This is a genomic window from Bradyrhizobium sp. DN3, assembly GCF_041357655.1.
Classification (GTDB): Bacteria; Pseudomonadota; Alphaproteobacteria; order Rhizobiales; family Xanthobacteraceae; genus Bradyrhizobium.
Genome location: NZ_JAULLN010000012.1, coordinates 50,733 through 71,354, shown reverse-complemented (window position 1 = coordinate 71,354; position 20,622 = coordinate 50,733). Strand labels below are relative to the sequence as shown.

Annotated in this window: 18 protein-coding genes and 4 pseudogenes; 15 read left to right on the top strand and 7 right to left on the bottom strand. The window is 60.2% G+C overall.

Annotated features, from left to right (window positions below; all coding sequences use genetic code 11):
- Positions 1–20: 20 nt before the first annotated feature.
- From glgX to AAE027_RS19070, 7 genes and pseudogenes are all read left to right on the top strand, one after another.
- Positions 21–2,258, top strand: coding sequence for a glycogen debranching protein GlgX (glgX, locus tag AAE027_RS19100; protein WP_370987129.1), 2,238 nt, complete (start codon positions 21–23; stop codon positions 2,256–2,258).
- Positions 2,259–2,430: 172 nt separating this feature from the next.
- The gene (locus AAE027_RS19095) at positions 2,431–2,664 is read left to right on the top strand and encodes a DUF3551 domain-containing protein (RefSeq protein WP_370987130.1); all 234 of its coding nucleotides are present in this window, start codon (positions 2,431–2,433) and stop codon (positions 2,662–2,664) included.
- A gap of 48 nt (positions 2,665–2,712) precedes the next feature.
- Positions 2,713–3,684 (top strand): patatin-like phospholipase family protein, encoded by a 972-nt coding sequence (locus AAE027_RS19090; RefSeq protein ID WP_370987131.1) that lies wholly within the window; start codon positions 2,713–2,715, stop codon positions 3,682–3,684.
- Positions 3,685–5,552: 1,868 nt separating this feature from the next.
- Positions 5,553–5,783, top strand: coding sequence for a hypothetical protein (locus AAE027_RS19085; RefSeq protein ID WP_080648044.1), 231 nt, complete (start codon positions 5,553–5,555; stop codon positions 5,781–5,783).
- 1,080 nt (positions 5,784–6,863) lie between these two features.
- The gene (locus tag AAE027_RS19080) at positions 6,864–7,109 is read left to right on the top strand and encodes a hypothetical protein (protein WP_370987132.1); all 246 of its coding nucleotides are present in this window, start codon (positions 6,864–6,866) and stop codon (positions 7,107–7,109) included.
- Between the two features lie 501 nt (positions 7,110–7,610).
- Entirely contained in the window at positions 7,611–8,534 is a 924-nt protein-coding gene (gene ku / locus AAE027_RS19075; RefSeq protein WP_370987133.1) for a non-homologous end joining protein Ku, read from the top strand.
- Between the two features lie 342 nt (positions 8,535–8,876).
- Positions 8,877–9,093, top strand: a pseudogene (locus AAE027_RS19070) (cell envelope biogenesis protein TolA); the annotation flags it as partial.
- Between the two features lie 104 nt (positions 9,094–9,197).
- On the opposite strand, the gene AAE027_RS19065 reads toward AAE027_RS19070, so the two are convergent.
- Together AAE027_RS19065 and AAE027_RS19060 are read right to left on the bottom strand one after the other, a co-directional pair.
- Complete coding sequence (locus tag AAE027_RS19065; RefSeq protein ID WP_370987134.1) at positions 9,198–10,358, bottom strand: extracellular catalytic domain type 1 short-chain-length polyhydroxyalkanoate depolymerase; 1,161 nt, start codon at positions 10,356–10,358, stop codon at positions 9,198–9,200.
- 4 nt (positions 10,359–10,362) lie between these two features.
- Positions 10,363–10,782, bottom strand: coding sequence for a CopG family transcriptional regulator (locus AAE027_RS19060; RefSeq protein WP_370987186.1), 420 nt, complete (start codon positions 10,780–10,782; stop codon positions 10,363–10,365).
- A 343-nt stretch (positions 10,783–11,125) separates the two neighbouring features.
- Between AAE027_RS19060 and tnpC the strand changes: the two genes are divergently transcribed.
- Positions 11,126–12,802 carry an IS66 family transposase gene (gene tnpC / locus AAE027_RS19055; protein ID WP_370987187.1) on the top strand — a complete coding sequence of 559 codons (1,677 nt, stop codon included), beginning with the start codon at positions 11,126–11,128 and terminating at the stop codon, positions 12,800–12,802.
- A gap of 214 nt (positions 12,803–13,016) precedes the next feature.
- On the opposite strand, the pseudogene AAE027_RS19050 reads toward tnpC, so the two are convergent.
- The 3 genes and pseudogenes from AAE027_RS19050 to AAE027_RS19040 all read right to left on the bottom strand — a co-directional run bounded on the left by AAE027_RS19050 (position 13,017) and on the right by AAE027_RS19040 (position 15,012).
- A pseudogene (locus tag AAE027_RS19050) lies at positions 13,017–14,368 on the bottom strand (IS701 family transposase).
- 208 nt (positions 14,369–14,576) lie between these two features.
- Positions 14,577–14,807 (bottom strand): DUF6894 family protein, encoded by a 231-nt coding sequence (locus AAE027_RS19045; RefSeq protein WP_370987135.1) that lies wholly within the window; start codon positions 14,805–14,807, stop codon positions 14,577–14,579.
- Between the two features lie 7 nt (positions 14,808–14,814).
- A complete protein-coding gene (locus AAE027_RS19040) occupies positions 14,815–15,012 on the bottom strand; it encodes a hypothetical protein (RefSeq protein WP_370987136.1) in 198 nt (65 codons plus the stop codon).
- 660 nt (positions 15,013–15,672) lie between these two features.
- Between AAE027_RS19040 and AAE027_RS19035 the strand changes: the two genes are divergently transcribed.
- Positions 15,673–16,659 (top strand): sensor histidine kinase, encoded by a 987-nt coding sequence (locus tag AAE027_RS19035; RefSeq protein WP_370987189.1) that lies wholly within the window; start codon positions 15,673–15,675, stop codon positions 16,657–16,659.
- 17 nt (positions 16,660–16,676) lie between these two features.
- Positions 16,677–17,042: a response regulator gene (locus AAE027_RS19030; RefSeq protein WP_370987137.1), complete on the top strand. Its 366-nt coding sequence runs from the start codon at positions 16,677–16,679 to the stop codon at positions 17,040–17,042.
- A 127-nt stretch (positions 17,043–17,169) separates the two neighbouring features.
- Here the strand turns inward: AAE027_RS19030 and AAE027_RS19025 are convergent, their stop codons facing one another.
- The gene (locus tag AAE027_RS19025; RefSeq protein WP_370987138.1) at positions 17,170–17,508 is read right to left on the bottom strand and encodes a hypothetical protein; all 339 of its coding nucleotides are present in this window, start codon (positions 17,506–17,508) and stop codon (positions 17,170–17,172) included.
- A 590-nt stretch (positions 17,509–18,098) separates the two neighbouring features.
- Here AAE027_RS19025 and AAE027_RS19020 point away from each other — a divergent pair.
- Positions 18,099–18,393: pseudogene (locus tag AAE027_RS19020) on the top strand (hypothetical protein).
- A 126-nt stretch (positions 18,394–18,519) separates the two neighbouring features.
- The gene (locus AAE027_RS19015; protein ID WP_370987139.1) at positions 18,520–18,798 is read left to right on the top strand and encodes a DUF1488 family protein; all 279 of its coding nucleotides are present in this window, start codon (positions 18,520–18,522) and stop codon (positions 18,796–18,798) included.
- Here AAE027_RS19015 and rpsU read toward each other — a convergent pair.
- Entirely contained in the window at positions 18,788–19,069 is a 282-nt protein-coding gene (rpsU, locus tag AAE027_RS19010) for a 30S ribosomal protein S21 (protein WP_080140126.1), read from the bottom strand. The two genes, AAE027_RS19015 and rpsU, sit on opposite strands and share 11 nt — an antisense overlap.
- Before the next feature lie 430 nt (positions 19,070–19,499).
- Between rpsU and AAE027_RS19005 the strand changes: the two genes are divergently transcribed.
- The 3 genes and pseudogenes from AAE027_RS19005 to AAE027_RS18995 all read left to right on the top strand — a co-directional run bounded on the left by AAE027_RS19005 (position 19,500) and on the right by AAE027_RS18995 (position 20,337).
- Positions 19,500–19,709 (top strand): cold-shock protein, encoded by a 210-nt coding sequence (locus AAE027_RS19005; RefSeq protein WP_370987190.1) that lies wholly within the window; start codon positions 19,500–19,502, stop codon positions 19,707–19,709.
- Between the two features lie 98 nt (positions 19,710–19,807).
- The gene (locus AAE027_RS19000) at positions 19,808–20,053 is read left to right on the top strand and encodes a transcriptional regulator (RefSeq protein WP_370987140.1); all 246 of its coding nucleotides are present in this window, start codon (positions 19,808–19,810) and stop codon (positions 20,051–20,053) included.
- A 69-nt stretch (positions 20,054–20,122) separates the two neighbouring features.
- Positions 20,123–20,337, top strand: a pseudogene (locus tag AAE027_RS18995) (hypothetical protein).
- Positions 20,338–20,622: the final 285 nt, after the last annotated feature.

The window sequence follows — 20,622 nt, the reverse complement described above, 5'->3', positions numbered from 1 at the left end:
GGATTAGTTCGGGGGCGAAGATGGATGAACCAGTACATTCAGACCACGCCCTGACACGGGCGGCCTCAAGCCTGCGCCGCTCCCGGATCACCGAGGGCAAGCCGTTTCCGCTCGGCTCCACTTGGGATGGGTTAGGCGTCAACTTCGCACTTTTTTCGGCCCATGCCACCAAAGTTGAGTTCTGCCTGTTCGACGACACCGGCGAGACCGAGCTGGAGCGGATCGAACTCCCCGAATATACCGACGAAGTCTGGCACGGCTATCTGCCCTCTGCCCGTCCGGGCACCGTCTACGGCTACCGCGTCCATGGCCCGTACGAGCCCGACGCGGGACACCGGTTCAATCCCAACAAGCTCGTGCTTGATCCCTATGCCAAACAGCTGGTCGGGCATCTGCACTGGGGGCCAGAGCTGTTCGGTTACCAGATCGACCATGCCGAGAAGGACCTCTCCTACGACGACCGCGACAGTGCGCCTTTGATGCAGAAGTGCCGGGTCATCGACCCGGCCTTCACCTGGGGCGTGGCGCGCAAGCCGGAAGTGCCGTGGGAGCGAACGATCGTCTACGAAATGCACGTCAAGGGGTTTACACAGTTGCATCCGCTCGTTCCGGAAGCAGACCGGGGCACGTTCTCGGGCCTCGCGCATTCGGAGGTTCCCACTTATCTGCGCTCGCTCGGCATTACCAGTGCCGAGTTATTGCCGATCCATGCTTTCCTCGATGACAGCTATCTGGTCGAGAAAGGCCGGCGCAACTACTGGGGCTACAATTCCATCGCGTTCTTTGCACCGGAGCCGCGTTACCTGAAGACGCCGTTTGCAAACGAGTTCAAGACCATGGTCAACCAGTTCCATGCCCATGGCATCGAGATCATTCTCGACGTCGTCTACAATCACACCGCGGAAGGAAACGAACTCGGCCCAACCCTATCATTCAAGGGCATCGACAACGCCAGCTATTACCGCCTCTTGCCGGACAAAAAGCGCTACTACATCAATGATACCGGCACCGGTAACACAGTGAACCTCTCGCATCAGCGCGTGCTCCAGCTGGTCGCCGACTCCTTGCGCTATTGGGCCACCGAGATGCGGGTCGACGGCTTTCGTTTCGACCTCGCAACCATATTGGCGCGAGAGCCTTACGGCTTCGACGAAGGCGGCGGCTTTCTCGATGCCTGCCGCCAGGATCCCGTGCTCTCCAGCGTGAAGCTGATCGCCGAGCCCTGGGACATCGGCCCGGGCGGCTATCAGGTCGGCCAGTTTCCGCCGGGATGGGCGGAGTGGAACGACAAGTTCAGGGACACCGTGCGCGCCTTCTGGAAGGGCGATCCCGGCACGATCGCCGACTTTGCCAAACGCATTTCGGGGTCGGGTGATCTTTTCAACAAGCGCGGCCGCCGGCCGTGGGCCAGCGTCAACTTCGTCACTGCGCATGATGGCTTCAATCTGAATGATCTCGTCTCGTACAACGACAAGCACAACGAGGCGAATGGCGAGGACAATCGCGACGGTCACAGCAACAACCATTCTTGGAATTGCGGCGTCGAGGGTCCGACCGACGATCCCGAGATCACGGCCTTGCGCGAGCGCCAGAAACGGAATCTGCTCGCGACGATGCTGCTCTCCCATGGCACACCCATGCTGCTGGCCGGGGACGAGTTCGGGCACACCCAGAAGGGCAACAACAACGCATACGCCCAGGACAACGACACGACCTGGCTCGATTGGATGCGCATCACCGCGAACGGCCGCAACCTCCGCGAATCTGCGCGAAAGCTGATCGCGACACGCAAAGCATTCCCCATTCTGTACCGCAGTCGCTTCCTGGTTGGCTCGCACAATGAGGAGCTCGACGTCAAGGACGTGACCTGGCTATCACCATCCGGCGAGGAGATGACGACGGAGCAATGGCGGGACGGCAATACCAAGTGCTTCGGGATGCTGCTCGACGGGCGCGCGCAGGAGACCGGAATCAAGCGCCGCGGCTCTGATGCGACCATGCTGCTGGTGTACAACGCGCACCATGACCTCGTGACCTTTACCTTGCCGGCCGTAGCCGACGGCCTTAGCTGGTTGGGCCTGATCGACACCAACCAGCCGGACGCGCGGATGGTCGAGTTCGAGTTCGGGCATGCCTACGCGGTGACCGGGCGATCCCTGTTGGTGTTTGGGCTTGCCAACGATCACATCGCGACGCGCCGCCTGCGGCAGGGTCTTGGCGCACTGTTGGATGTCGCAGACACACCCCTGTCTGGCTAGATAGACCAGTCTCGACACCGCCGATCAGCCGATCCACCTCGCCCGGACACGATGTCGAGCCCCCATGATCGCCGAGATCTCGGCAAGAGATGCCCCTTGCCAAGGAACTCCATATGGGGGTTGGGAACGCCGCTTCAAAGCCGACGTTCAATGTCGAAATTGGGAGATTCAGATGAAACATCGTTTACTCATGGCTGCCGCCGCCGCTGCGATCGTGGCGAGCTTCGGCGCTTCGACGAACGCCGTCGCACAGGATCGCTATTGCCTTCAGGGCCGTATTTGGGGTTATCCCGGCAATTGCCAATTTGCGAGTTATGCTCAGTGTATGGCGACCGCATCTGGAACGAACGCCTATTGCGGGGGCAATCCGCGTTATTATGCACGCCGTTATAGAGGATACCGGTAGGAGCTGTGGCTGTCCTAGCTGTATCCCTCCACTAAGCCGAGCCGCATCATGAATCCGGAGCGATGCCTTACGGCCGTTGTCTTCTCCGGCGGTCTGGGCCTTGGTGCCTATCATGGCGGAGTGTTCGAGGCCTTGACCGGTCTCGCGCAGCCGATCGACTGGGTAAGCGGCTCATCGGCGGGCGCGATCACGGCCGCACTGATCGCGGGAAGCCCAAGCGCCGATCGACTGCGGAATTTGCGCAGCTACTGGCATGCAGGCGGTCCATCCGCAAGGACGAACGAAAGTCGCCATCTTTTCGCGTGGCTGAGCTCGATCAATACGCGCCTGTTCGGCCATAGCGGCTTCTTCCAGCCTCGGCTGCCCATTCCGGCATCTCACTTCAGCGGTCTGTATGATCTCAGCCCTACGCGAGAACGCCTTCGCCAGCTGATCGATTTCGGTCGTCTGAATGACGGTGATCCCCGCATCACGATCTGCGCCACGGACCTCGAAAGCGGCGACGCCGTGATGTTCGATTCTGCGTCCGATCGGATCGAAATCGATCATATTCTGGCGAGTTGCGGATTCATCCCTGAATTCGCTCCGATGCAGATCGCCGGCCGGTGGCTTGGCGATGGCGGGTTCTCGCTGAACGCGCCATTTGATCCGATTCTCTTGAGTCCTGCCTCGCTCCGGCTCTACGTGGTCGATCTCTTTGCGCGTGACGGTCAGGTGCCTGACGGACTCGAGGCTGCGGCCGAGCGCAAAAGTGATCTGACCTACGGCAACCAAACCTTCCAGCGCCTTGGCCACGCCCTGGAAGCGCGCCAACTCCGCGCCGAGCTTCAGAGCCTGGATTGCAACGACCGGGTTTATCTCTTGAGCTACCGGCCGGGCCGCGAAGAAGCCGGTCCCGAAAAATCGTTCGATCTGTCGGAAGCTGCCATGGCGCAACGATGGCGGGCCGGCTTTCTGGACATGCAATATGCCGCAAGCCGGACTGCCGACCGAAATGGGATCTGCAGCGTGCGGCGATAGCGTTCCTGTACAGGCAGCAAGCGAACGCGCTCTAGATCTCTCGGTCGAGGCACCGGTGGATATCCCGAAGAAACCGCATGAGATCATCATCGGCAGCGATGCCACCCGTCGATGGCAATGGTCGTGATGCCCCAGTTGCCAATATGGTTTCGAACAAAATTGACCAAAAAGATGTCTCGGTTTCGGTAGCTAACTTTTTCAGGGATCGTGGCACCCGAGCTGTGCAACCGATACCCGCTCCTTAGGGCAAGGACGTTGAACGTACTTCGGCGTTTCGTTGTGGTGAACGACTAGCACTACTTTGGCAGTTTCGTAAGTTTAGGGAGCCCGCCAGGATTTCCGAATCACCATGGGAAAGCGACGTCGGGCTGGGAAGACGAACTCGCACGTTGGCTGAAGCCATTTCTGGATCGCTTGGGTCATAAGGCCCGGCGACGGATGTGTTTTGGAGCTACTCATTGGCAACAAGCATTCAAACGATCGTTTCGGCTTATGTACGTCTGAAGAACCGGCAAGCCCTGGAGAATATGCGAGATCTTCGGCGCCAGTTGCTTGAACAGCTACAGTCCACATCTAGCATCAACCCGGCTGAGTCTCGAGATGCGCTACTTGAGGACCTCCGAGTGATCGAGGACGGACTGGAGCAGCTCCAGCTGAGGCAGTAACGGCCGCCCGCCAGTGCACGCTGGCAGAGCTATGTGTTAACCAGAAGGTGCCGTGGCGATCGTGCGGAACGTCACGGCGCCGGCCGCAGGAGCTGTCACAAGGCGGCGCCTGCGGCCGCTTGTTCTCGGTTCACGGAACGTTCTTACGCACCGTCAAGGTACTGTCCGTATTTAAAAGCCCAGGTGTCCTAAGTTGAATTTGGAAAGTGTTCTAAATTCCAGAAGGAACGAATGTTTTCTTTGGCACTTAAGGGGGCTGATAGCCGAATGACGGCGCAGCCGTTGCTGAGGCTATGGGCCCGGCCTCCTAGGCACACCGGGCTCACTTTTTTGAGGTCGCCTCAGTTGGCGGCCTGTCGCGGTTCACACTGGCAGGCTCGTATCAAAAGCCTCGTGGCCGCCGCTCTGGAACAGCTAGGGGATGGTCGAGCTTCGCGGGTGTTCCTGCTCCATCAAATGTGAATCTTCTGGTATCTGGCTAGGGAACGACCCCGGGCGTTCCGGGGCTGGCTGCGGACGCACCGGGGCCGGCCGCCCGACGTACCACTCACGCGGCGCGCCGCGTGGCAGAGTCAGGCGCAGGACTCCGTGGCGGAGTCTCAAATGATACAGCGTCCTAAATTTAACGAGCGGGCTCTCTTAGGCGCCCCTCAACGAAAAAGCCCCAGCCGCGGTCTGGACGGCTGGGGCGTCAGCCAAAGGAGATCACCTGTTCTTCGGCAGATGTGCGGATCATGCGGCTCAAGCCATTCACGTTCCTAATGGACTAATGGACTGTGGCGGGCGTCGGTATTAGGACAGCGCGCGCCGCGGCGCGAGTAAGCGTGTGGATAGCAACCAAGCATGCCTCAGGCTGTTCACATGCATGGAAGCGCATCTTCTGCAGGTCACTACTGACGATGGCGAGCGCCGGTTTTGGTTAGCGGCCGGTACGGAAGAACAGGCCGTTCAGCTGGTCTTGGATGCCATCCCAGAGGGGATGGACCGCTAAACTGGTCAATGGTGGGCTCACCGCCCGCGAGGAAGCCGCAGCACTCGGCCTGATTGTTGGGCTCGCGCCAGGAGAAGCCCGCGAGGTAAGCAGAGGAATTAGCTGATCTGAAGGTGCTTCTCCGCCCGCCGCGATCTGCGCGCGGGAAAACACAAGCACGGTTCGGGGCGCGAGCCAGATGATTTTGAAGCTCCCCCGACAAGGAGCGTCAGATGAGCGAACGACGTGAGCTATATCGCAGTACCAACGGCGACGCCTGGTTTCTGGGACGCGAGCCGGCCAATGGCCATGCTTTCATCATTCATCAGCCAAATGCGCCTTCTGGCGGTCGATTGACACACATCGAACTCGGCGACTTCTTGCGAAGCGAGCCGAAAGGACCCGAGCATCAGGCCCTTCTGCGCTTGATAGGAACCCTCGTGAACGTGCCGCCATACGCTTAAGAGGCCGCGAACAGCTTCTTACCTAACTGGCAGCTAAAGACTCACGTCGTTACACGAATGCGGACTGTGTTCTGGAACCGGCCGGAATTTGCTGGCCAGTGCTTGCGAACGATATCGGAGCGGCGCACGTCGAACACTTCGCGAGAGGAGCAACGCGGGCAACGAAACTCAGCTGCCCTTTCGTAGGACGACACCATCCCTGAAATGGCCATTGGCCACGCTTCACAACGTGGGCACGATGGAAGGATGCAATCAGCCGATAACGACATAGGCGATCTCAATTCTGTCCCTGCGTCCGGAGAGAGGGTGCCGGCTCGGGACCATTGGGGATGGAGCTCGAGCCGCTCCGCGAGATCGCGGTAAGCCACCGACTGTCAATCTCGCACAAATGTAAGTGTTCCTCTGAACCGACCCCTTCGATGCAAATGACATCAGCTCGCCGTACAAGCTCCTCCCAAAGCAAGTGCGGTCTTATAGAGCCCAGACCTGCAACCACCCGATCGAGACGCTAGCGGCGTGAGCCCTTCCGGTTTCTTATAGGCTCATGGTCATTACCGACACCGGCGAAGGCCAGACTTGGTTGGCAGCGACTGAGCGCGACAAGGCTGTCGACTGCGTGCTCGATGCGGTTCCCAAGGGATGGGCCCTTAGCGCCGTCCAGCGGGAGTTGGGTCGAGGCGGCTTTGAACGTGAAGCCGGGAAGTCCGGCAGCCTCAATTGTCATAGCGCCTTAACAAAAAGGTCCGAACCGCTGTCTGGCCGGCCGAGGCCAAGTCACTTCCTTGCAGTCCTATAACCGCAGGCAAGGCTCGATCAAAACGAGATGCTTCTCTCGTTAGCTCCTAGGCAGCCATAGCGCTTCCAGGGCCGGACGTGAGCCGAGCGGCGGGCGCCAACGCGGCGACTAAATTTCCATGCTGCTTGATACCTTCCGCAAAACAAAACCGGAGCGGTGTATCAGATGATACGGGCTTTGGATTAAATCTGTTGCAGCTTTGAGCTAAGCGCGCCGACACCGGAAGTACTTTCAGAGTCGAGCTCGCGATGCAGGCTATGTGTATTGCTTTCCGGAGACCGCGCATGGGTAAGCTTCGCCGTCGCATTAAACACACCACGTCGTTCACGCAGCGCCTCATGGAGGCGGCTGCCAAGTTTCGGGAAGCCGCCGAACAATTGCCGCCCGGTACTCAGCGAGAGTTGTTGATGAAGCGCGTCAGCCAGGCTGAGGCCGCTGTGCAAATCAGTGACTGGTTGGCCGCACCAGGCGCAGCGCCGCCCGCTGCACTCGGGGAGATGGCGCCGAAAAAGGCCCGTGACATCGCATGAGGTTGCTGACCAATATCTTGAGCGCGCGGTCCAGCTTGAAAAGGTGGCGGCCAGCGAACCCGATTCGGCGTTCAAATCGCAGTTGCCTCAACAAGCCGGCTCATATCGCAAGCTTGCCGCAAAGCGGGCGAAGGACTACGGGCTCCCCCCCGCCAAGTCCACCGGAAATCGCTCTGGTTGACGGCCGGAAAGATCTTGCTGAGCTTCAGGAGCTCCGCGGCGGCTGAAAATTCAAGCTGCCTCAGTGCCTGCTCGTGCCAACAGATCCTCGCCGCCGCTCCGAGCACTGTCGACGATAGCCGGCACCGGGGACGTCGCCGAGTGCAGGGAGGATTGGCCAACGGCCGAAGAGCTTGACCCCGTCCATGCTGCAGTTTGATGCGCGCGGTTCCGTTTGCCGTGATCCGCCGGGACGCACCATATTCCCTGCTCAGGCGGTGTCGGAACTTACGATCCCCATTCGTCTTGAATCCGGCAAACCCTGAACGGAGTACTGCGTAAATGGCCCCGCGCGCCAACTGGAAAGGCGTCCTGCGTCTGTCCCTAGTGACCTGTCCGGTCGCGCTCTATCCGGCAACGTCGGAGAGTGAGAAGATCGCATTCAACCAGCTCAACCGCGCCACCGGTCACCGCATCAAGTACCTGAAGGTTGATGCGGACACTGGCGACGAGGTGCCCAACGAAGACATCGTCAAGGGCTACCAATTCGAGAAAGACCAGTTCATTGAGGTGACAAAAGAGGAGCTTGAGGAAATCGCGCTAGAGTCGACGCGCACCATCGAGATCGATGAGTTCGTTGACAGGGCGGATATCGACCCCCGGTACCTGATCAGGCCATACTATCTGCGGCCGGACGGGAAGGTGGGCCACGACGCTTTCGCAGTAATTCGCGAGACCATTCGAGAAATGAACAAGGTTGCGATTGGACGGGTCGTGCTGACCAGTCGCGAACACATCATCGCACTCGAGCCACTGGACAAAGGCCTCGTCGGCACACTGCTGCGATACCCCTATGAGGTGCGTAGCGAACAAGAGTATTTCGACGAGATCCAGGACGTCAAAGTCACCAAGGACATGCTCGATCTCGCCAAGCATATCGTGAACCAGAAGGCGGGGCGGTTCGAGCCGGTGAAGTTCGAGGACCACTACGAAACCGCGCTGATCGACCTCATCAACACCAAGCGCAGCGGCAAGCCGATCACTCCCAAGGAGAGGCCCGCGGCCGGCAACGTCGTCGATCTGATGGAAGTGCTGCGGCGGAGCCTCGGTCAGGAAGCCATGGCGGCGAAGGCGACTAAGCCCGCCAAGAAGCCACGCAAGGCAGCGCGCGGACAGAAGGAAATGTTGATGCCGATCCAGGGCAAGAAGCCCACGGAAGGTGCGGCGAAGAAGCCGGCGGCCAGGCCACAGCGCAGGTCTGCGTAGCGCCGTCTCTCGCCCAGGAACTCTGAGGGACGGGCGAACGAACAGGAGAGTTCGCATGGATATGAAGGAAGCCTCTGCAATGACGGAAGCCTCTGGTCTTCCGAGCGATCTGGATCTTGGGAAGGATTCCGAGGCGAAGTCCGATGTCTCTGTTGGAAGGGGAGGAAGGGCGGAAGCACGACACGCGCGAGCTTCAGCACCGAGTTCTTCGGCGGAGTTGCGCAGGTTGACGCGAGAGGCGCCGCTGCCCTCGCTGTTGATGGCATTCCTGCTGGGAGTTCTAGTGGCGCGCATCGCTAGAACAGGTGAGCGGGCGACGGCCGTCGCGCGGAATCCACGCCGAGAAAACTCAAGACCTATCAGACGTCGCTAGGTTTCTACGATCTCGCGAAAGCCGCGCCCTCGATGAAGGCGGCATTGGAAGCCTTGGGTGCCGGAGCAATCTGTTTCATCATGGTGTCGTCAAGGAGACCGATGATCCCGATGTTGTCGCCGCGACCATATCGAAACTGAAACGTCCCGGCGGGGCTCGAGCGGGCGTTTCGCCGAACACTCCGAGCATCGGCTTCAGCTTCGGCACCGGCCGCTGGTGACTGAACGAAGGGACCGTCCTCCGTTGGCGGCCCCTTCCGCTTCGCGTTAGGGCCAAAGCGCACGCCGCCTCTAGTTTCGCCTATGTTGGAGCGAATGCTCGAGGAAAAAACGCAGCATTTCCCTCGTCGCATCCGGTCCGTCCGGATCGGTGTAGGAGCCGGCGGGGCTGCCTCCCGACCATGCGTGTCCGGCTCCATGAATCTCCCAGTGCTCGAGGATTCCGCGTCCGCTGGCGTCGGTATGAACCGTGCGGGTGTAGGCATGCCCTCCCGGCACCCGTCCGCGATGCACCTCCACCGTCGTGCTCGTCCCACCGAGGGACTGCCGGACGATTCGACCGCCGTTGTTCGAATGCACCGTGGTGTCGCGATCGCCGTGGAACACAATCGTCGGAATGCGCGGACCGTCGCCTTGCATTGCCTCCGAGCCGCCGCCTTGCTTCATGGCAATCAGTGCGGAGGGAAGGTCTATGGCGGCTCCGCAGGCCAGTCCGGAATGTATGCCGATCGCTGCGTACAGGTCGCCGTACGTCGATCCCATGATGGCGGCGGCAGCGGCCCCGGCTGACAGTCCAGCGACATAGACGCGTTCTGGGTCGACCGAATGGTCGCGCATGATTTGGCGGGTGATGCCGGCGATGAGCGAGGGTTCGCCTCCGCCGCGTTGCTGGTCGGCCGGACGAAACCAATTCCAGCATTTCGCCTGGTTCGCTTCGGTCCGCTGCGCGGGATAGGCCACGAAGCAGGTCTGCTCTTCGGCGATGAAGTTCATCCGCGTGCCGGCGGCGAAGTCCTCCGGTGACTGCGTGCAGCCGTGCAGCATGATCACCAGCGGAATGGCCTGTCCATGATAGCCGCTGGGGATGAAGAGCCGGTAGGCGCGGCTTCCCGCGGCGTTGCCGTAGCTGCCTTCGACGAACCTGGCGCCGTCCGGCAGGATGTCCGCCATGGACGGAGGGGCCCGCCTCAGCGATCCTCTCAGTCCGAGGCTCGAGAAGTTCTTGGCGAGATCCACCGGCGGACGGACCGTGCGACCCGGACGCCTCGTCTCCGCGGCATGCGCCTTGGCGTCGATGGTCGGCGCTGTCGCGGTGGAGCGCTGTGTGGTGGGGGCGGTGACCTCCGGCGCGTTCTCACCCCGAAGCATGCGTTGGAGCAGCGCGGTGGCTTCGACGAGCTGGCCCGACCGCGTGAGACGCGTGGCTTCCCGAACGATGTCCAGTTTCAGCATTGTCTTACCTCGTTCTGTCGGAGAGAGCAGATTTGACGGCCGGACTGGCGTGCAGAGCTCCCAGCACGGAGACGGAGGCAATCGTCGCGCGAGCAAGCTCCGGCGTGACGTCTGGGGCGATGGTGGCGAGACCGAGAACATTGATGTGCAGCATCTCGCCCGCCCGCCGCGCCGCTTCGAGATCCTCGCGGCTGTAGTTTCGCAACCCCAGGTCCAGGCTCTTTCGCGCCGTGGACTGCTTGACCACGTCGGCATGGCGTTCGAGCTGGTTGCGGATCGCGGTCCGGATGAAATCCGTGCGGTTCGAGTAGAACCCTTCCTGCACCATCAAATCGACCTGACCGAGATCGACGAAACCAAGATTGATCGTGATTTTTTCCGAGTCGGAGGGCTTTGGTCGGATCTCGTGCACGTTGCTGGCCATCGTTTTCCCATCCTTCTGCCATCTGCAGGGATGGTATATGGATGAAAAAGCCCTCCGCTTCAAGGCCTGGTCTGCACGTGTCTGGGCGCTAATGCGCGAGTGCCTCGCTTTGAGGTAGGATGTGCGCGAACGAGTTCCGCTGCTCTCCTCTGTATCTGGTTGTTCGAATCAACCGCAAAAACAACGAGTAGCGTGAAGGCTGTCGCGGCGATGTGCCGTCGCGAAGGGTGCCAGTTTTGATCAGAAAACGCCAAGTTCGGCGGCATGATCGCGCTCAGTCTGCCTCTGTCGCAGGATCGCTAGTTCTCTGGTGCAAGCGAGAAACCCGCTTGTCCCGGAGCGCATTCCAAACTTCTCGCAGAAGCGAAGATTATCGAAGCCGGACAATCTTCCATCGGACCTTGTTAGTGCCCTGGCGGCACTGCGGGCTGAGCGTGAGGCGCGGCTGCGAGCTGAGGCGGTGGCTGCCAGTGCGCGGGCGGAGCTGTCGGACAACGAGGCGCTGATCGCGCATCTCGAGTTGCGGATCGAGAAGCTCAAACGGGAACTGTACGGGCAGCGCTCCGAGCGCACGGCGCGGCTGATCGAACAATTGGAATTGGAGCTCGAAGAACTCGCCACCACGGCGAGCGAGGATGAGCTTGCCGCGCGGGCCGCCGCGGCGAAGACCCAGAGCGTGCGCGCTTTTACGCGCAAGCGGCCGGCACGCAAGCCCTGGCCGGACGACATCGAACGCGAGCGCGTCGTTATCGAGGCCCCGGAGAGCTGCGCCTGCTGCGGCGGATCGCGTCTAGCGAAGCTGGGCGAGGATGTGACCGAGACGCTGGAGGAGATCCCGCACCGGTTCAAGCTAATCGAGACTGTGCGGGAAAAGTTCACCTGCCGCGATTGCGAGAAGATCAGCCAGCCGCCGGCACCGTTCCATGCCACGCCGCGCGGCTTCATCGGTCCGCAATTACTGGCGACGATCCTGTTCGACAAGTTCGGCATGCATATCCCGCTCAACCGCCAGAGTGTGCGCTTAAAGGCCGAGAAGATCGACCTGCCGCTGTCGACGCTGGCCGACCAGGTCGGCCACGGAACCTTCGCCGTCATGCCGCTCTTCCAGCTGACCGAGCGTCATGTGCTCGCAGCCGAGCGCCTTCATGGCGACGACACCACTATCCGCATCCTGGCGAAGGGCAAGTGCACGACCGGCCGGATCTGGACCTATGTGCGGGATGACCGGCCCTACGGTGGGCTGGCGCCGCCGGCTGCGGTCTATTACGCCTCGAGCGACCGACGGGGCGAGCATCCCCAGAAGCATCTGGCCGCCTTCGCCGGCATCCTGCAAGCCGATTGCTATAGCGGCTTCGAGCGGTTGTTCGACCCGCAAAAGAAAGCGATGCCGATCACGCCGGCATTGTGCTTTGCGCATGCGCGGCGGGGCTTCTTCGAGCTGGCCGATATCGAGAAGAACGCCAGGGAAGGCAGCAAGGGTAAACCGATCTCCCCGATCGCGCTGGAGGCGGTCAGACGCCTCGATGCGTTGTTCGAGATCGAGCGCGCCATCAACGGCCGCAGCGCCGACGAACGCCGTGCCGTGCGCCAGGAGAGAAGCAAGCCGCAGCTCGACGACATGCACGCCTGGCTGCTGCGCGAGCGAGAAACCCTCTCGCGCTCCTCCGAGGTCCTGAAGCCCATGAATTACATGCTCAGGCGCTGGGCCGACTTTGCCCGCTTCCTCGACGATGGCAGGATCTGCCTCAGCAACAACGCCGCCGAAAGAGCGTTGCGCGGCATCGCCCTGGGAAGGCGCAACTGGACCTTCGCCGGGAGCATGCGCGGCGCCGACCGCGCCGCCATCATGCTGACGATGATCACGACCTGTCGCCTGAATGACGTCGATCCCAAGGCCTGGCTCGCCGACGTCCTGGCCCGTATCGCCGATCTTCCTGCTTCGCGTCTGCACGAACTGCTCCCTTGGGAATGGAAGCTTCTGCGCCAAGCCGGCAATCCCGACGATCAGCAAGCCGCCTGACCCTCACCCATCATACAGCTCGCCACGCCCGCGCGTATGTGTCGATCAGGCGGCCTTCGTCGTACGGGTACGATGAAGCCGCCCGGTTGCCTTCAGAAGCCGACGTAAAGACTGCATCGGCGCATCTTTAGCTTTGGGCCTCAATAGCGAACTTAGGACGCCTCACATAGCGAACTAGCACTACTTTGGCAGAATGTGTTTTCGCCACTGCTTTTCAAGGAGTTGCTTTCGGCAATATGGGCACTGCTGAGACGGCGGCCGAAGGATGAGATCGACGATGGCGTGACGTACGGCGGGCATGGTTGGTTGAGGCGGAGGCCCGTTGATTCTTTTTTTTCCACCCCGCGTATGCGAGGCGACGATGTTGCAGGAAGGCGTAGGCAATCATTGTCATCAAGGCGTGGCGATGAAGACCTTGCCATGATCGCCCTTCGAAGTGATCAAGTCCAAGCTCCTCCTTCAACTGCTGATGCGCCTGCTCACAAATCCACCGTGCCTTGATGGTTGCGGCCAGCGTGCGCAGATCCGTCGTCGCCGGAAGATTGGCGAGATAGTATTTCTTCTCCCCGGAGGCACGTTGCTCGCCAATGAGCCAGGCTTCGTCGCCTGGGAGATGCTGCTGACCTTTATCCCATATCCGCTGCGGAGGGCCGTCGGCGGTCCGGACACGGAGAGCAGCAAATTGGGCTTTGAGCCGACCTTTCGTCCCGCTACGCCAACTCACGGTTTTCCATTTGGCGCTGGCCAGCATTTGTTCTGCCGCAATCGATAAGATATCTGGCACGTGGTGCTTTCGTGGTTTCCCGCGGACTTTGGTAATCGGCCAAATGAGCTTCACATCGACCGGATACACTTTCAGGTGCCGAGGGATGCCGACAGCCCAGGCCAGCCCGCGCTCTGTTAGACCTTGTCGAAACGGTGCGCTGAGGCCGTATCCTGCATCCGCCAGCACACATCCAAAGCGCACGTTGGCTGCCATCGCGCGGTCAATCTCGGCCAAAGCAATCTCCGGCTTGGACCGTGGCGTTCGGTGTTCGACGGGGCACGCGAGCGTGCTTCAAACGAGACACGTCGCTTGTCCAACTGTCAGGCAGAAAGAGACGTAACGCGACCGTCACTGGCACTTCGCCGCGCGCAAGCGTTAAAGACACCAGCGTTTGGCAATTTGCCGTTTTACCGAGAGCCGACGCGTATTGAGCCGCAACACCGACCGAGCGCTCACCCTTCTTCGGCAGTGAGGTGTCATCAATAACCAGCACCGCATCGCTGCCGCCGACAAGTCGGTCCGCCTGGTTGAGCAGCTCTGTTTCCAGCGGCGTCGCGTCCCAGACACCGTCCGCAATGAAATGGTGCAACTGGTCGTAGTTGCTCGTGGCAAGGCGTTCCGCCATCGGCTGAACGCTCTTGCGATCGCCAGGACCGATCAATCCCGCAACATACAGAGGACACATCCGCTGCCGGGTCTTATGACCCAGCCGGTCCAAGAACGGCATTAGCCAGCGTTCGAGTTCGTCTTCCCATCCCGGCATGGTCAGCCCCTCCAAGAGCCGACCACCCATGAATCATTGAAGAATTGATTCGGGAATCCTAAAACGCGACAAAATCAACAATCTGCCAAAGTAGTGCTAGGGTGCGTACTCATAAAGTCGGTTGCTGCGAGTCGGCCACCTGATGTCTGCTGCTCCCCCAACAGCGGCGCGGGAGCGGACATCGCGGCACTTCGCCTTCGGGTCGGGCGACATGAGCGAAAGAGACCGGACCGAGGTTGCTCTTCTTACGGCTGTGTGATTTCCAAGCGCAAAATTGCCTGCATCACAGGTCTGCCTTGGTCGTCTCGGACCCGGACTGCCATTTCGCGCCACTTTGCGCTGGGCACGATATCTCTTGCAAAATCGGCGAGCCCAGCCGCTGCTTGAGCGCGCACAGCTTGAAAGCTGTCGCATTCAATTCCCACGTCATCGCGAACAAGCGTACCATTGTGCGTATCGAAGTAGTAGCGCGCCATAATGACCTTACTTCGGTGGCGGTAGTTCGGGGGGATTGGCCCAATCGTCTAGGTGAGCCGCTGTATCGGCCTGACTGGCTTTGCGTAGCATGTTGTTGCGCTCGATGCCCGGCGGAAGGTTTTCAGCTTCGTCGCGCGCGTCTTGTGCGAATGCGGCAAGGCGATCTTGGAATGATTGTGGTTGCTCGAAACGGCGTCGCTTCATCGTGGCGCTGCTCCCTGCTTGAGTAGGCGGGAGCGCAATCGGCGTTCTCATCACCGATAGGAGCCCGGGTAGCGCGGTGATGCAGGAGCAATGTGCTAAAGAAAGGTCGGTTCCTAATTAAACGCCGAGCGCGGTTCCCGATTGGAGACCGACCGGCCATGCGAAATTGACAATCTATCTTACCACCGGACTAATCCTCGCCCGTGCAAGGTTTCGCGGGCCCTCAGCCTCTAAATGCCCGGTGTCTCGCCGACGGCTCACTCGACGTTTTTGCGCTTAATTGGCACTGGTTCGCCAGCAAGCGCGGTGCTCGTGTCTACCGAGAGCACTTCGACCACCCGCCGTCGGTCGGTTGGGTTTCCACTCGGACACGGATGGTCGTCCCTGCACGGATGGTCACATAGCCAGCAGCTTTCAAAACCGAAACATGGAGAAAGGCATCGCCGACGCCCCCCTCCAGTTCAACGAAAACCAAACTTCTTGTCCAGCTTGAACCAAGAGACTCGACCCGATGCGATCATCTGAAAATTCGGTCCCGCGGAACGTTGGATGGCAGGAGGAGGATTAGCGTCTGACAATAAAGCAGCCCAATTTGGTTTGTGGACGACCATGTCCCGTATTACCCTAGCGGGGAACTCTTCTGCTGAGGTAGGCGGCAAGATGAATCTAGAAGATTTGTATCGGCTGTTGCGTAGCGAGCATGTCCAGGCGCAAGGGATCGTCGACACCCTGGAGGAGCCTCTCCTCGTGCTGGACCAGACGGGTTGTGTCCTTACCGCTAACCGCGGGTTTTACGAGACTTTCAGGGTGAGCCGCGATGACACCGTTGGGCGTAGCCTATTCGACCTTGGCGACGGTCAATGGGATATCCCCGAACTCAGGCGGCTCGTGAGCGAGATCATTCCCAGGTCCGCCGCTATTGTCGGATACGAAGTCGAGGCCGAGTTCCCAACCATCGGCCGGCGCACGATGCTCGTCAGCGCGCGTCGCCTGGTTCACCCCGACAATAACAGCACGAGCATTCTGATCCTGTTTGAGGACGTGACCGACAGGCGCCGCAGCGAGGTTCAAAAGGACATTCTCCTCGCCGAAACGCGCCATCGGATGAAGAACCTTCTCGGGATCGTGCGCTCCCTAGCCTCTCAGACGGATGTCGAGGGCCGATCGGCCAAGGAGTACCGGGACGCCTTTTTGGGTCGCTTCCAAGCAGTGGCTGAAGCCGAGAACCTCGCGCTGGCCAGCAGCGATCAAGCCGATCTGAGCACGCTCGTCGAGCAAGCATTGCAGCCAGCGGGAACCGAGCGATACCGCGTCATTTCCGGGCCGCCGGTCGGTCTCAAGCAGCCACAGGTTCTCCCGATCAGAATTATTCTGCATGAACTGGTCACCAACGCCTGGAAATATGGAGCGTTCTCCAAGACCGGCGGGCTCGTGCAGCTAACCTGGGGGGTTGTGGAGAAGGACGGCAAGCCTGTGCTTCACATCGATTGGAGGGAGGAAAACGGCCCCGCCGTAACGCCGCCTACTCGCACCGGCTTCGGCTCCAAGCTCATTGATCTCAGCGCCGTGCAGGGCTTACGCGGCACAGCGGAACTGAAGTATGAGCCGACGGGTTTAAGAGTTCATATCACCGCGCCTGTGGACTAGCGCAACGGGGAGACCCTGTGCACGAGGCTCCCCGAATATTGGTAGTCGAAGATGAGTACCTCATCGCAATGGAGCTTGAGGCCACGCTACGAAACGCCGGCTATCGGGTGATCGGCCCGGCCCCGGACATAAGTGCAGCTCTGGAGCTGCTCAAAGCAGAGCGGCCTGACGCCGCCATCCTCGATGTCAAGCTTGATGGACAATGGGTCACTCCGGTCGCGGAAGTCCTTCAGGCAGCCTTTGTGCCGTTCATTCTGGCCAGCGGCTACGTGAACGCCGACCTGCAGGCCGAGCCAGCCCTGCGGGACGCAGTCAATGTTGGAAAAACCTGGCGGTCCGAATTTCTTCTCAAGATCCTGAGCGACGCGCTAAAGGGTGAATGAGCCTGTTCACTCTGGGCACCGCTTTGCAGTCATTGTTGGGCACAACGGGCAACATCGAAGCCGTCGACTGGAGTGCCGATTCGGGCGCCTCGAGCTCTCGCATTGCCTGCTCGGCGTCGGCTCCTCGCTATTTCTTCTTGGCCCCGAAATCGGGCTGCCAGGCGGCTTCTTTGCGGCTGGGCGCCGCGGCGATGACCTTGGCTTTTTCTTTCTTTGGCTTCTTGGCTTCCCGATTGCTGCGTTGCCGGCCCTTCGCCATGTCGCTCTCCTTTGGCTTGAGTTCGTCGAATTCATCCGACTGCAGCAACCGCCCACGCGGGGTGCAGATCCTGACGTCCATGTAGCCTTCGCGCAGCAGCTTTCGCGCGAGGCGCAGCGCGACCGCTGCAGTGCCGCGGCCGAGATTGGAGCTACCGTATTCGTCGGTCCCACTGACGAGATAAGGAACGCGGGTTGCCCTAGCCATTGGGGATCGTGGCTCCGGACAGAAGTAGCAGGAGAAACGGCGGAATGATCAGCGGCGCGACAATCCATGCCGGGACGCGAAGATGCACCATAGAACGCTCCTGCGAAACCTTCGGCGGGAGCACCCATGCCCCTCGGTCACTGGTCGAAGCCGCCGGAGATGCGGTGATAGCGACAAGCTTACGCTCGCGTCACGCCAATAGCGAGCACTAAAGCGCTTTGTTTAAGGAGGCTGCGGTGTGGTATCGTCGCGAGCCGGCATCAGGACGATAGTTCTGGCTATTGCCGCGTTAATGGCGCATGGTCATCGAACCGCCCACGGTTGGGCTCCATCTGTGAAAGGGCGGGAGCGCAGCCGCCCGCTCGCGGCGCGAAAGCGTTACGTTCGGCCGTTTCGCATCTGCTGCGTAGGGAGCCAACGTGGGTCGTCACTGACGAAGAGACGATCAAGGGCCTATCTTTCCCGGCCTGGCACCGCGTGCCGCCACGATCACCATGCCCGGGGAAAACGAGCGCGGCTCAACACCGAACTGCTGTCGATCGAGTCGTTAGACCTAGCTGATGCCCAACGCATAGAGGCGAGCGTCGCCAATGACTGACCACACCGTCGACCTCGACCAGCACCGCGGCATGGCCGCTCAGAAGGCCACCGAATTGCGCCGCGCGCTGGCGGAGGTCGAGAGCAATGTGCGCGCGCTGCGTGAGCGAGGCCGATCTGGAGAATCGCCTGATGACGGTGGCGGCCGCGTCATGGCCGGAGGCCGCGGCCAAAGCGCGCTATCTGCTCAACCTCTATGCTGCAAGCCTGCCCGCAGAGGACACGCGCCACCGTGCGCTGGTGGCGGCGCTGTTCGACGATTTCGTCCGATTGTCGGGGGAGGACTGAGGCGAAGAGAACCGCCTGCATTCTCGACCCGTTCCATGCCCAGAGGGAGCGGGAAGCAGACGCCGGTCACGGCGATGACTTAAGCGCGCGATCATGCCGAGAAGCGATCACCGTAAGGAGTAGGCCATGACATTAACCAGCGGGCGCTTTATCGGCCACGAGTACGATCGGATGATTGTCCGGTTCTCGATGCATGACGGCGCCAGGGAGATTCCTTGCGCCATCTCAACCTCTGCGATGGACGACCTCGAGGGCGGCCCGCAAGTTAAACCCGACCAGCGGGAAGCGCAGTTCATCCGTCTGCGAGACCGTATCGAAGCATGTGCGGCAAGCAAGTATCGCGCGACGGAGTTCGAAGGCTCGCCGCCGGGACTCGTGCTGCGAGGCATCGATTTCAGGTCGTAGGGACCCGAGCTTTGACCTCCGGCAAGGGTGGCTTACGTTCAAAAGGCTTCTTTTTCGGCGGCGCGGGCAGCAGTCCTTCTCTGATCGCCTGCTTGCGAGCGAGCTTGCGGGCTCGTCGAATAGCCTCGGATTTCTCACGGGTCTTTCTCTCCGACGGCTTCTCGTAGGAGCGCCGCTGTTTCATTTCCCGGAAGACGCCCTCGCGTTGCATCTTCTTCTTGAGAACACGGAGTGCCTGCTCAACATTGTTGTCTCTGACAAGTACCTGCAATTGATCCTCTTCGCTTGGGGCTGAAATGCAACGCGTCCTGCAAGCAGCCGATTGCGCAGGAGCTTCATTGCGATTGTTGAGGTTAGTAGCGGCGACACCATCGCCAACTTCGGACAAGCCGATCTGCTTGCCACAGCGATGCAACTTGCTTCCTTCCACGTGATCACTCCCGTGTGGACAAGTCAATCGATATGGTCTTGCCCAACATCCGCCTGGAGTCCTTTGGTCGGAGCACTGGAGATGCTCGGCCGAAAGAGATCGGCTTCGGTTCTTGCAAAATGTTGAAGGTGATGTATATTGACTACGTTCGATCAGCCGCTGTGCCTTGTTGAATGTGCCCGCGGGCTCCTTTTCCAAAGACATCGACGAAGTTGAAGGTTATCGCGTGATTGTCACGCGGCATGCGCTCGCGTGCGCTTTGGAGAAGAAAATGACGACAGGTATTGTTAAGTGGTTCAATGGTCAGAAGGGCTTCGGCTTCATTCAGCCGGACGACGGCAGCAAAGATGTATTTGTGCACATCAGCGCCGTCGAACGAGCTGGTCTTGCGGGTCTTGCGGAAGGCCAAAAGGTCAACTTCGAGGCCAAGACAGACAAGATGCGAGGTAAAGTCAGCGCTGAGAACCTTTCGCTGGCTTGATATCGTCGGCGCCGTTTCACGGATGTACTGAAACGGACCCTCTGCCCGCTCGATCCTCGGATTGAGCGGGTTTTGTCCGTTGTGGAGCTAGGTCACCGATGAGCGCGAAGAAGCCGTCAGAGCCGTCACCGGAAAGCATTGCGCGTTCCGATCGTAAGCGCCTCTCCGTTGAAGAGGGAGCTCGGGCATTGGCAGATGTCGAGAGGCACGCGATCGAAGTTCGCACAAACATGGCACGACTTCGAGAAAAGCGTGAGGCTAAGGAAGCAGCTGACGCAGTCCTTCGAGCAGCTTTGCCTCCAGCGCCTGTGCGGAAGAAGCGCTCAAGGAAGCCGCGGATTTAGCGACCTGCAACCAAGGCCAACGCCGAATGAAAATTGGGAGGGCCGATCACATGCCAGAGAGCGCTGGCCGTGCGTAGAGCAACATCGGACGGGGGCGGGACGATCACTTTCTTTCTCGCGCACGGCGCAAATCGACAATTGTGTCGGTTAGCGACGACATTCAGCACGCAAAAGCAGGCCTTCAGCTATCTGCAGAGGCATCGAACGGAATTCGAGCGTATGGCGCGGGCGCGTCTTGCTTCAGGCGAACTCGAAACGGGATTGTCGTGCTTTCGATGCTCTAGTTGTCAGACCGGACCAGGTTTGCATGAGCGCTTGTCGCGATCTCAATTCCGCGGTTGAACTCGTTCGCAGACGAATGTCGCTTTCAAGATAGGCCGCGTTCGTTCGAACTCGATGCCCAAGCTATCGATTTGCGCAAACGTTTCGAGCTCTTTGGCAATGTCAAGTCCCAAACTAGGGCTCGAATCATGCGCTATCGTGGCGGTCGGCAGAAGCACTGGATCAAGTGTGAAGAACCGGTGTCGCGCGCCATGGAAAACTGCCCCCTCGGCGTCACGAGGAATTGC

Coding starts and splice junctions, on each gene's coding strand:
- glgX (WP_370987129.1), top strand. CDS start 21: ATGGATGAACCAGTACATTCAGACCACGCCCTGACACGGGCGGCCTCA.
- AAE027_RS19095 (WP_370987130.1), top strand. CDS start 2,431: ATGAAACATCGTTTACTCATGGCTGCCGCCGCCGCTGCGATCGTGGCG.
- AAE027_RS19090 (WP_370987131.1), top strand. CDS start 2,713: ATGAATCCGGAGCGATGCCTTACGGCCGTTGTCTTCTCCGGCGGTCTG.
- AAE027_RS19085 (WP_080648044.1), top strand. CDS start 5,553: ATGAGCGAACGACGTGAGCTATATCGCAGTACCAACGGCGACGCCTGG.
- AAE027_RS19080 (WP_370987132.1), top strand. CDS start 6,864: ATGGGTAAGCTTCGCCGTCGCATTAAACACACCACGTCGTTCACGCAG.
- ku (WP_370987133.1), top strand. CDS start 7,611: ATGGCCCCGCGCGCCAACTGGAAAGGCGTCCTGCGTCTGTCCCTAGTG.
- AAE027_RS19065 (WP_370987134.1), bottom strand. CDS start 10,358: ATGCTGAAACTGGACATCGTTCGGGAAGCCACGCGTCTCACGCGGTCG.
- AAE027_RS19060 (WP_370987186.1), bottom strand. CDS start 10,782: ATGGCCAGCAACGTGCACGAGATCCGACCAAAGCCCTCCGACTCGGAA.
- AAE027_RS19045 (WP_370987135.1), bottom strand. CDS start 14,807: ATGGCGCGCTACTACTTCGATACGCACAATGGTACGCTTGTTCGCGAT.
- AAE027_RS19040 (WP_370987136.1), bottom strand. CDS start 15,012: ATGAAGCGACGCCGTTTCGAGCAACCACAATCATTCCAAGATCGCCTT.
- AAE027_RS19035 (WP_370987189.1), top strand. CDS start 15,673: ATGAATCTAGAAGATTTGTATCGGCTGTTGCGTAGCGAGCATGTCCAG.
- AAE027_RS19025 (WP_370987138.1), bottom strand. CDS start 17,508: ATGGCTAGGGCAACCCGCGTTCCTTATCTCGTCAGTGGGACCGACGAA.
- AAE027_RS19015 (WP_370987139.1), top strand. CDS start 18,520: ATGACATTAACCAGCGGGCGCTTTATCGGCCACGAGTACGATCGGATG.
- AAE027_RS19005 (WP_370987190.1), top strand. CDS start 19,500: ATGACGACAGGTATTGTTAAGTGGTTCAATGGTCAGAAGGGCTTCGGC.
- AAE027_RS19000 (WP_370987140.1), top strand. CDS start 19,808: ATGAGCGCGAAGAAGCCGTCAGAGCCGTCACCGGAAAGCATTGCGCGT.